The organism is Pseudomonas typographi (assembly GCF_014694385.1).
Taxonomy (GTDB): domain Bacteria; phylum Pseudomonadota; class Gammaproteobacteria; order Pseudomonadales; family Pseudomonadaceae; genus Aquipseudomonas; species Aquipseudomonas typographi.
Map to the genome: position 1 here is coordinate 1 of NZ_JAAOCA010000070.1, position 7,687 is coordinate 7,687.

The 7,687-nt window shown below is 56.7% G+C and carries 8 protein-coding genes; 2 read left to right on the top strand and 6 right to left on the bottom strand.

What is annotated here, in order from left to right; genetic code table 11:
- The first annotated feature begins 153 nt into the window (after positions 1–153).
- Positions 154–606 carry a winged helix-turn-helix transcriptional regulator gene (locus HAQ05_RS27255; RefSeq protein ID WP_190544702.1) on the top strand — a complete coding sequence of 151 codons (453 nt, stop codon included), beginning with the start codon at positions 154–156 and terminating at the stop codon, positions 604–606.
- A gap of 20 nt (positions 607–626) precedes the next feature.
- Here HAQ05_RS27255 and HAQ05_RS27260 read toward each other — a convergent pair whose 3' ends face one another.
- Positions 627–989, bottom strand: coding sequence for a hypothetical protein (locus HAQ05_RS27260; RefSeq protein WP_190427332.1), 363 nt, complete (start codon positions 987–989; stop codon positions 627–629).
- Between the two features lie 783 nt (positions 990–1,772).
- On the opposite strand from HAQ05_RS27260, the gene HAQ05_RS27265 reads away from it, so the two are divergent.
- Positions 1,773–2,249: a DUF488 domain-containing protein gene (locus tag HAQ05_RS27265; protein WP_190427333.1), complete on the top strand. Its 477-nt coding sequence runs from the start codon at positions 1,773–1,775 to the stop codon at positions 2,247–2,249.
- Positions 2,250–2,381: 132 nt separating this feature from the next.
- Here HAQ05_RS27265 and HAQ05_RS27270 read toward each other — a convergent pair whose 3' ends face one another.
- The 5 genes from HAQ05_RS27270 to HAQ05_RS27290 all read right to left on the bottom strand — a co-directional run.
- Positions 2,382–3,944 (bottom strand): M48 family metallopeptidase, encoded by a 1,563-nt coding sequence (locus tag HAQ05_RS27270; protein ID WP_190427341.1) that lies wholly within the window; start codon positions 3,942–3,944, stop codon positions 2,382–2,384.
- A gap of 17 nt (positions 3,945–3,961) precedes the next feature.
- Positions 3,962–4,324, bottom strand: a complete 363-nt coding sequence (locus HAQ05_RS27275; protein WP_190427336.1) for a hypothetical protein — start codon at positions 4,322–4,324, stop codon at positions 3,962–3,964.
- On the bottom strand, positions 4,321–5,697 hold the full coding sequence (locus HAQ05_RS27280) for a CHASE2 domain-containing protein (RefSeq protein ID WP_238936605.1): 1,377 nt from the start codon (positions 5,695–5,697) through the stop codon (positions 4,321–4,323). Before HAQ05_RS27280 ends, HAQ05_RS27275 begins: the two co-directional genes overlap by 4 nt.
- A 765-nt stretch (positions 5,698–6,462) precedes the next feature.
- On the bottom strand, positions 6,463–6,882 hold the full coding sequence (locus HAQ05_RS27285; RefSeq protein ID WP_202988129.1) for a hypothetical protein: 420 nt from the start codon (positions 6,880–6,882) through the stop codon (positions 6,463–6,465).
- A 525-nt stretch (positions 6,883–7,407) separates the two neighbouring features.
- Positions 7,408–7,687, bottom strand: a 280-nt coding sequence (locus HAQ05_RS27290) for a DUF1484 family protein (protein ID WP_194719669.1), incomplete at its 5' end; no start/stop codon positions are given.

A 7,687-nucleotide genomic window follows, 5' to 3' on the forward strand; every position in this document is an offset into this window, starting at 1 on the left:
GGCTTATCGAGGGGCAGCGCCATGGGGCTCCTTAAAAGCAAACCTGGTTGCAATTTGCAACCCATTGAATTGCTTTTTAACAACCATGGTTTTATTCTGCAACCACTTTTGATAGGCCCTTGGTGGGGTCGAACCGATTTGGAGGGAGAACAGGTGGCTAAACAGGCGGCACTCAAAAGCAGCGAATGCCCCGTCGCCCGCACGTTAGAGAGCATTGGCGACCGCTGGTCATTGTTGATCATCCGCGATGCATTCGACGGCATCCGCCGCTTCAGCGAATTTCAGAAAAGCCTTGGGCTTGCCAAGAATATCCTCGCCGCGCGCCTGAAGGCCCTGGTCGCGCTGGGGGTGTTCGACATCCGCCCGGCCTCTGATGGCAGCGCTTACAAGGAATACGTGCTCACCGAACAGGGCCGTGAAACCTTCGCCATCGTGGTGTGCCTGCGCCAATGGGGCGAACGGTACCTGTTCACCCCGGGGGAGACGCATTCTGTGTTGCTGGACAATGCCAGCGGCCAACCGGTGATGCCCTTAGAGGTTCGTTCCGCCGGCGGCAACACCCTTGGCCCGGAGGGCTGCCACCGGGAACGGGTGACCAAGCGCTAGGCCCAGCAGGCGGCCTATGGCTACAGCGCCACCTCCAGCACGCTCAGCGATTGTTTCAACTTATCGTGCAGCGGCGCGAGCAGGCAACGTAAGTGGTCGCCCATCAACGGCTGGGTATGTGCCGCTTCCAGCAATTGCACTATCAGGCCTATCGCACTGGATAGCTCGATCAGCTCGCAAGCGGCGTTGTCGACCAGCGCCGCGCTTTGCGCCAAATGGGCCAGTGGCTCTTGAAGGCCAGCGCGGCAGAGCAGGTGGGGCTCCTGGGTTACGAGGCGGGTGAGGTGGCGGTGGATGGCCAGCAGGGAGGGCGGGACACTCCCGGTGCGTTCCAGGCTGCTTGGGTGAAAGTCGCCGAGGTGCGGCGGATTGAGAGTCGTCATGGGCGTAGCTCCTATGCAGAGAAGGAGCTGTCACGGCTCGTCGCCAAACGAGTGGGGTGGCAGCTGTACGCGGGTTGGCGAACCGAGGCATAGGAACCCGGCAGGCCCAAGGGCCTCCCACGCACAGCCGCCATAACGAGGCAACGGGTACAAAAAAAACGCCAGTTGGAACGTGATGGGGGCGCTTATGCGCCTATGCATACTCGGGTCGCCAAACCCGACCGCTGGATTGACAGCGACGGTGGGAATCTAACGTTGGTTGTGGGCGCCGTCAATCGTCCATGGGCCCAGTGGGCCAAGGGGGCCGGTGAGCGGGACGGGCAATAGAATATGCGCGCCTATTATGCATAGGCCGCTACGCAGATTATCGTGAAGGGCCTTAAGCGCAGGCCCTGGTGTGGCGTCTCAGGCGTTGCTACACCATCTTGGCGGTGCCTTTTGCTGCCGCCTGCGCTGCCGACATTTCCCATAGCTTTCCGGTAGCCTACCGTGGCGCTTTGCCCAACAACAATCAGATGGCGGTTCAGGTGGAAACTTCTGAGGCACCAAAACAGAGCATTTCATTCGGAAATGATTCAACAGGTGCAGATGTATATGGCGTGATCCCAGCGCTGCTGGCGCTTCTGAGGCGCGTGGTTGCGGGCGCGCCAGTGTTGTTTAAGGGCTGGTAAGGGCTAGGTAAAAGCTAACGGCCGTACATCACCGTGGCCCTTCGCCCCACATTGGGTGGTGATATAGTCCGCGCCAGATTTGTGAATCAGCGCATGGATGCAAGGAGAACCAATGGCTTTATTCACCGCTGGGTACGAAGGGCTGACCATTGATAGCTTTATTGAGCGACTCAAAAAGGCAAAGGTCGCCAAGGTGCTGGACGTCCGGGAGTACCCGCTTTCCAGAAAAGCGGGGTTTTCGAAAAACTCGTTCGCAAAGCGATTGGCCAACGCCGGCATCGATTACGAGCATATCCCTGCCCTGGGTTGCCCGAAGCCGATTCGTAATCAATACAAGGTTGATGGCAGCTGGAGCCTTTGCACCAGCGGTTACCGGGCGTACTTAGGCACCCAGCATGCAGCGGTATGGGGCGTGATCGAGCAAGCTTCCCGGCAACATGTGTGTGTGGTTTGCTTTGAAGCCGATGCCCAGTACTGCCACCGCAGCCTCATCGCCGAGGCGGCCTGGCAGCTCGCCGGTTCGCTGGTGGTGCAGCACCTGCCAATCAAAACAGCGTCCCTTGGGGACTCAGTTCGGGCTGTAGCTTAGGCGGGTAAATCAGGCCGACGATAAGCCACTGGCCGGGGAAACGATGGATCGTTCCCATCAGCAGCATCAAGGCTAAAGACTAACAGGTGCTAAAAGCCTGGCGGAAGATAAGAATGAAATATCACCGGTAAATCAAACCTTCACGGGGCCCAGCTTCTCGCAACTTTTCTTTCGCACGGGGTATTGCTCGCACTGTCGCAGCAGCGCCTGCACTTGTTGCTCATTTTTCAACTGCTGGTTAGCGATCACTTTTTCCGTGATGAACAGCTCCTGTGATGCCAGGTTTTGTTCAGCTTGACTGATCAACGCCAGGGCTAAGGCGGGTTCGCGCTGGCTAAGTTGGTAGTTGATCATCAACTCATACATGTCTGGCCCGGCCAAGGACCAGTCTTTGACTGATTTCAGGTCTTTCAAAGCCTGCTGTTTGTCACCTTGGGCCAAGTGCAGGTTAAAGGCGGCGCGGCGAACGCCAGGCTGGTCTTTTACGGGCGAGGATAGCGCGCGCTGGTTGTAAGCGTCAGCCTGTTTCAGATCCCCTTGCGCCAAGGCGACCGTTACCTGGTAGGCGTTCCAATAGCCCTGAAGTGCAGCTTTAACCGGGGTGGAAGCCCGTACCTGCACCCAACTGCGAGTGTCTACGGGTGTGCGGCGTTCTTTTCGATACTCTCGTTGCATGTAATGGCGCAGTTGCTCGTCTCGGTCCAGGGCCGACATGTGCGCGCGTTTGAAGTAGTCGGTGGTTGCTTGGATGCTGGTGGTTAACCCATCGTTGACCAGTACGCTCAGCTCCTGAGTGAAGCTGTTGATATTGAATTGTTCCAGGGATTGCTTCATGGCTTTTTGGCGGGCGTCGAGGAAGCTCGTCATCAGCGGCGCCTGTTTGCCTTGATAGTCGTTAAGCCTTTGCAGTGAGTAGCTGGCCGCCCGGGGTGCATAACCGGCACGGATCATCAGATCGGTGCCGAGTAGGTCTGCCTGGTCTTCTTGCGTGCGCGCCCACGCGGTACTCCAGACGTTGTCCGAAAAACTGTTGATCAACGAGGTGTAGATCAGTGTTTTGCTGATGAGCCCACCAGTGCGTTTCGGGTCTTTACTGATGAATTTCATGTTTCCACTGCTGCGGTCCACTTTAGTGTCGGCCGCCAGCGTTCCTAACATTACGGCGGTGGCTGTTTTCACCATCAAGTCTTTTTGCTGTTGGAATGCCGCCATGCGGTCATGGTGGTGAAGCAACACGTGGCTCATTTCATGGCCCAGCATCGCTGCAATTTCGTCTTCACTGCCAGCGTTTTCAAGCGTGCCTAATGTGATGAACACATTACCGTAGGGGTCTGCTGAAGGCCCGAACGTGTAGCTATCAACGAGCCGTACTCGAAATTGGGGAGCTTCACCCGGCCAAGCTTTCGCCAGGCGATGGACGATCCCTTGTAAGTAAACCTGCAAGGTAGGGATGTCTACCAGGTTATTCACGCGAGTTTCCCCTGCGGGAATGGACAGGCCGTCATAGCTCAAACGCTGTGTGTTCAAGCGTTGTGCATCGAGTTTGTAGTACTGGCGCACGTCTGTGGTGTCGACGTAGCGCCCCACTACTTGCGATTGGGTAGAAGGGCCTACCAGGTTCATCACGGCGTCCGGAGCGCCTTTGAGGGTGCTGCACCCAGCGAGTAACCCGGCGGCCGTAAGACCTAATGCCATACACAATGCGCGGCCGTTCATTCTTTGCAGCCGCCATAGCCAATGGTGGAGTTGTTCTCCTTGTCCGGTGAACCGGGTTTCATCTCCTGGCAACTGAGCGTAACGATTTTGGTTGGGTTCATGCGCAGGTCCAGCGTGTCCAACCAAACTTTTTTGCCGGCCAATTCCACCTGTACCAAATCTATTGCTTCGTTGTACTGCAATATCGGCAACGGACCTTTGGGCGCGTCTCGCAAGGGCATTTCACCCTCCACGTTGCCCTGCGCATCAAGAATGGCTATTGGGTCGCCAATGAAGGCTTCCACTGTGGGTTTGGCGGGTGCTGCAAACGCGCCCTGGGTGAGCAGTACGATAATCAACACGGCAAGGGGTTTAGTCATCCTTGATGTCCTTTAGGTTTCCATGAGATGGGTAAGCAGCCCCGCCTGGCAATGAACTCGTCGAATTTCTCGCTGAACAGGGCGAGTGACAGTACGGCGATGCCCAGCACGTTGGCCGGGGTGATGTGGGCCAAATGGAGCGCAACGCTGAGCAGGGCAAGAACGACCATGAACGCACCCGCCACGCGGGTAACCTGCGGCCATGTTTGCCCAGGTAGGTACAAACGCGGTATGCCAGGCTCGGGGCGTGTCATCAACTTCTTGAGCACTGCGATAACGGCCAGGAGAAACACCTGTAACAGGTCCAGCCAATTGAGGTTCATGAACCCCAGGCCCTTCGGGTCGCTGTCGTAGTTCATCCCTTTGACTATCAAGTTATCCAGGGCCATGGCGTGCTGATAAACGCCGGCAATATCGCCATGGACAGGTGAGTTAACGGTATCGCCAGCGGAAGTGATGTCGGCACCGACCAGCACGAGCCGGCCTTGCAACATCGAACCGACCAATTGCTGGTCATCCGTTCCGGTTACTTCCAGGTCGCTGGCCGACAGGGTGAGGTTGTAAGCGCAACGCTTCGGGTTATCGTTGTTAGCCCTTCCTTTGAACGCTCGGGTGAGCTCATGCCATGCATCCGTGAAAGGGCCCAGGGACTTCGCGCAGCCAACGGTTTTGGCGACCTTTTCCTGATCTTCGTGTTGCCTAGCCCCCCACTGAATCGCCATTGAGGGCGCTTTCACCGCCGCTTCGGCATCTTTTGGCAGGGCATCGCAACGGTGCGCCTGGCAATACCGCCGATACATTGCCAACGCTGGGGTTTCCATTACGCCCAAGGCAGTGTTGACCGCCAACGGGTAATGATCGCCCCAACCCGCCCAGGTAACGAGTGCAGGTTGGGTTATTTGCATCAAGGCATTCAGCGTATTCGCCATCCCAGTGGTGGCCTTTTCACCGGTGTTCGCCAGCCACAAAGGCACCCCCTTGTCCTGATAACGTGCGAACACGTTCGCCAGCAGCCGGCTGCCTTGGGCAGGGTCTGCACTGGTATGGTCGTGGCTGTACATCAGGTCAACGAACACGCCACTGGGCTGGTAGCGCAGCAAATGCCTGAACAATTTGCTTTGTTCGTCGTAGGGGAGCGGCCAATACGTGTTGTGGTGGGTGAGATAGGCATCGTCGATTAACACAACGGTGATTTGTGCCCGCCCCGCTGTGGGATAAAAGCTGGCAAACACCCGGTTAAGCCACGTGGCAGAAGCACTGTCGCTGGCCGCCGACAGGCTAAAAGGGTCAAGCAGCGCGACGAAAAGCAGCAATACGGCCAGCGTATATTGGCGGCAGGTAAACATTCTGAGGTGGTTGTAGATCGCCGACATCCGTGGCTCTTGAAAAGTCCTGACAGGTAGGCTTTTTAAATGAGACACGAGGGTGATGTCAATATGATGGCGTCAACGATGTTGTTTTTGCGCTATCGCAGTGAAGGTAGGGGGCGGATACGCTGAAACCGATCCGCCTTGGGCACTAACCGCTGACCCGCGGCGGACCACGCTTAAGTTGGGTGACGGTCCCAGCCATGGAGTAGTGGGGTTGATTCATGCGGTGGCGACCGTCAACACCACGGGTGCGACCGACAGCAACCTGCCCTTGGACGGTAAAAGGCCGCCCAACGGACGGCGGCGAGCGGCGATCGATCCGTCCGGGGCCTCGGTCGTCCCGAGCGGGCGCAAAGGGAAGTCTTTGCCCAGGCACGTATAGCGCTCGAACCAGTGGCAGCCAGCGCCCAGAGCCAATGCCCCGCAAAGGCGGGTATGCGTTGTTGGCAGAACGTGGGCGACCTATGGGATATGAAAAGGCGCTGGCCGCGCCGGTAACCGCGCACCAGTGAAGTGCGGCCAAAACGAATAAGTTCGGTTGGAAATACGGCAAAGGAAAATAGCGATTGCGGTCTTGAATTATCCCCAACTATGCCGGAGTTTGGAGGCTCGGAACAGTGATGCCGTGCCATTGGGGTGTGAGATTGCCTAAGAATCAGTAACGACCATGCCGGAAAAGCGTAGCACCGAAGTTAGGTAAATTATACTGGCCTTAAGGGGGAAGTGTACGAACAATAAAAGGGTGCAAAGCACCCTTTTCTCGCTGAATCAAAGATCCCAGTCGTCAACGACCTTGTTCTTGTCGAACCAGATCGTAAGTAAGCTCCCATGATGTTCCGTGTCGCCAGTCAGCTTGGCAGAGGCATCGCTCATCGTTTCTGAAGCAGTGTTCGCGCTACGTGTCATGCTCAACGCGCTTGAAACAGAGCTAGCGCCTGGGATATAGGAGACAACCTGGGCAGCGGTGCCAAGGTTGCCGTTTTTGTCATAATTCCAACTGTACCTTCCGCTAGAACTCGTGTATTGGGAGTCTGGGGTTCCGTAGAGGGCCTGAACTTCGCCTTGGGTCGTCTTATGCGGGATAATGTGAGCCTTGATATAAGTGGCGCTGAATTTATCTTCGCCTCCCATGGTGCTGCACCCAGCAATAAACACAATCGCTAGCATGGACGATAGCTTTAGCTTCACCTTAATTCTCCTCATCCCTAATGAGATATTTTTGAGATCCGTTTTTACAAATAGCCCTGCGCGCGCGATTTTATCCCTTTTCCGACGAGCCTTTCAACTCCCAAGAGGGCGGCTGGTCACGGTTCTGTGTTCGCGTTTGCCTCTGAGCCAAGTCCGCCGCCTTCACCGAATTGGCCAGCGTACCCGTCGAGTTTTGGCCGTGCTCGCCTTGGCGCTGCTGCACATGGTGGCGCCGGGAGTTTACGGAAGGCATCACGCTCTATTCTCCGAGCAGGCTGCTGTCATTACCCATCGCTGCTAGTCGCCAGATGTGCAATTTCCACTTTTTGGCTGCCGGTGGGTCGCACTACGGCCATCTCTCGGTTGGCAACCCCCATGGCTGAAGCTATTTTTGTACGTTTAGTTGATCGTTGCCAGACAAAAGCGGCCTGCATTCGCGGTGCTGCTGGCTTCGCTGTTTGTCACATCGACTTTGCAAGAAAGCGATCGCGAACATGGTTAAAGCATCGTGCAGCACCGATGATCTCAACTCGCCAAACGCATCTCGTCAATCGCTCCGCTGAGCTTCTGCTGCAAGGGCTCAAGCAAGCACCGCAATGGGTCGGCGTCGAGCGTTTGGTCATAAGCGGCGTCCAGCATCTGAACGACCATGGCTAACGCGTCGCACACGTCGGATGCGTTTTGGATCGCCTTCTCCAGCCCGTGCCATTCGGTGTCGGGCGAGGTTGGCTTTTTGACGGGCAGCTTCACGGCCTTCGATGCGATTGAGCGGCCCGTGGTTAAGTGCTGGGAAAGCGAATGGGGG

Bases quoted from the DNA above. Each gene is read 5' to 3' on its own strand.
- HAQ05_RS27260 (WP_190427332.1), bottom strand. From the start codon at position 989: ATGACGACTCTCAATCCGCCGCACCTCGGCGACTTTCACCCAAGCAGC.
- HAQ05_RS27265 (WP_190427333.1), top strand. From the start codon at position 1,773: ATGGCTTTATTCACCGCTGGGTACGAAGGGCTGACCATTGATAGCTTT.
- HAQ05_RS27270 (WP_190427341.1), bottom strand. From the start codon at position 3,944: ATGGCATTAGGTCTTACGGCCGCCGGGTTACTCGCTGGGTGCAGCACC.
- HAQ05_RS27275 (WP_190427336.1), bottom strand. From the start codon at position 4,324: ATGACTAAACCCCTTGCCGTGTTGATTATCGTACTGCTCACCCAGGGC.
- HAQ05_RS27280 (WP_238936605.1), bottom strand. From the start codon at position 5,697: ATGTCGGCGATCTACAACCACCTCAGAATGTTTACCTGCCGCCAATAT.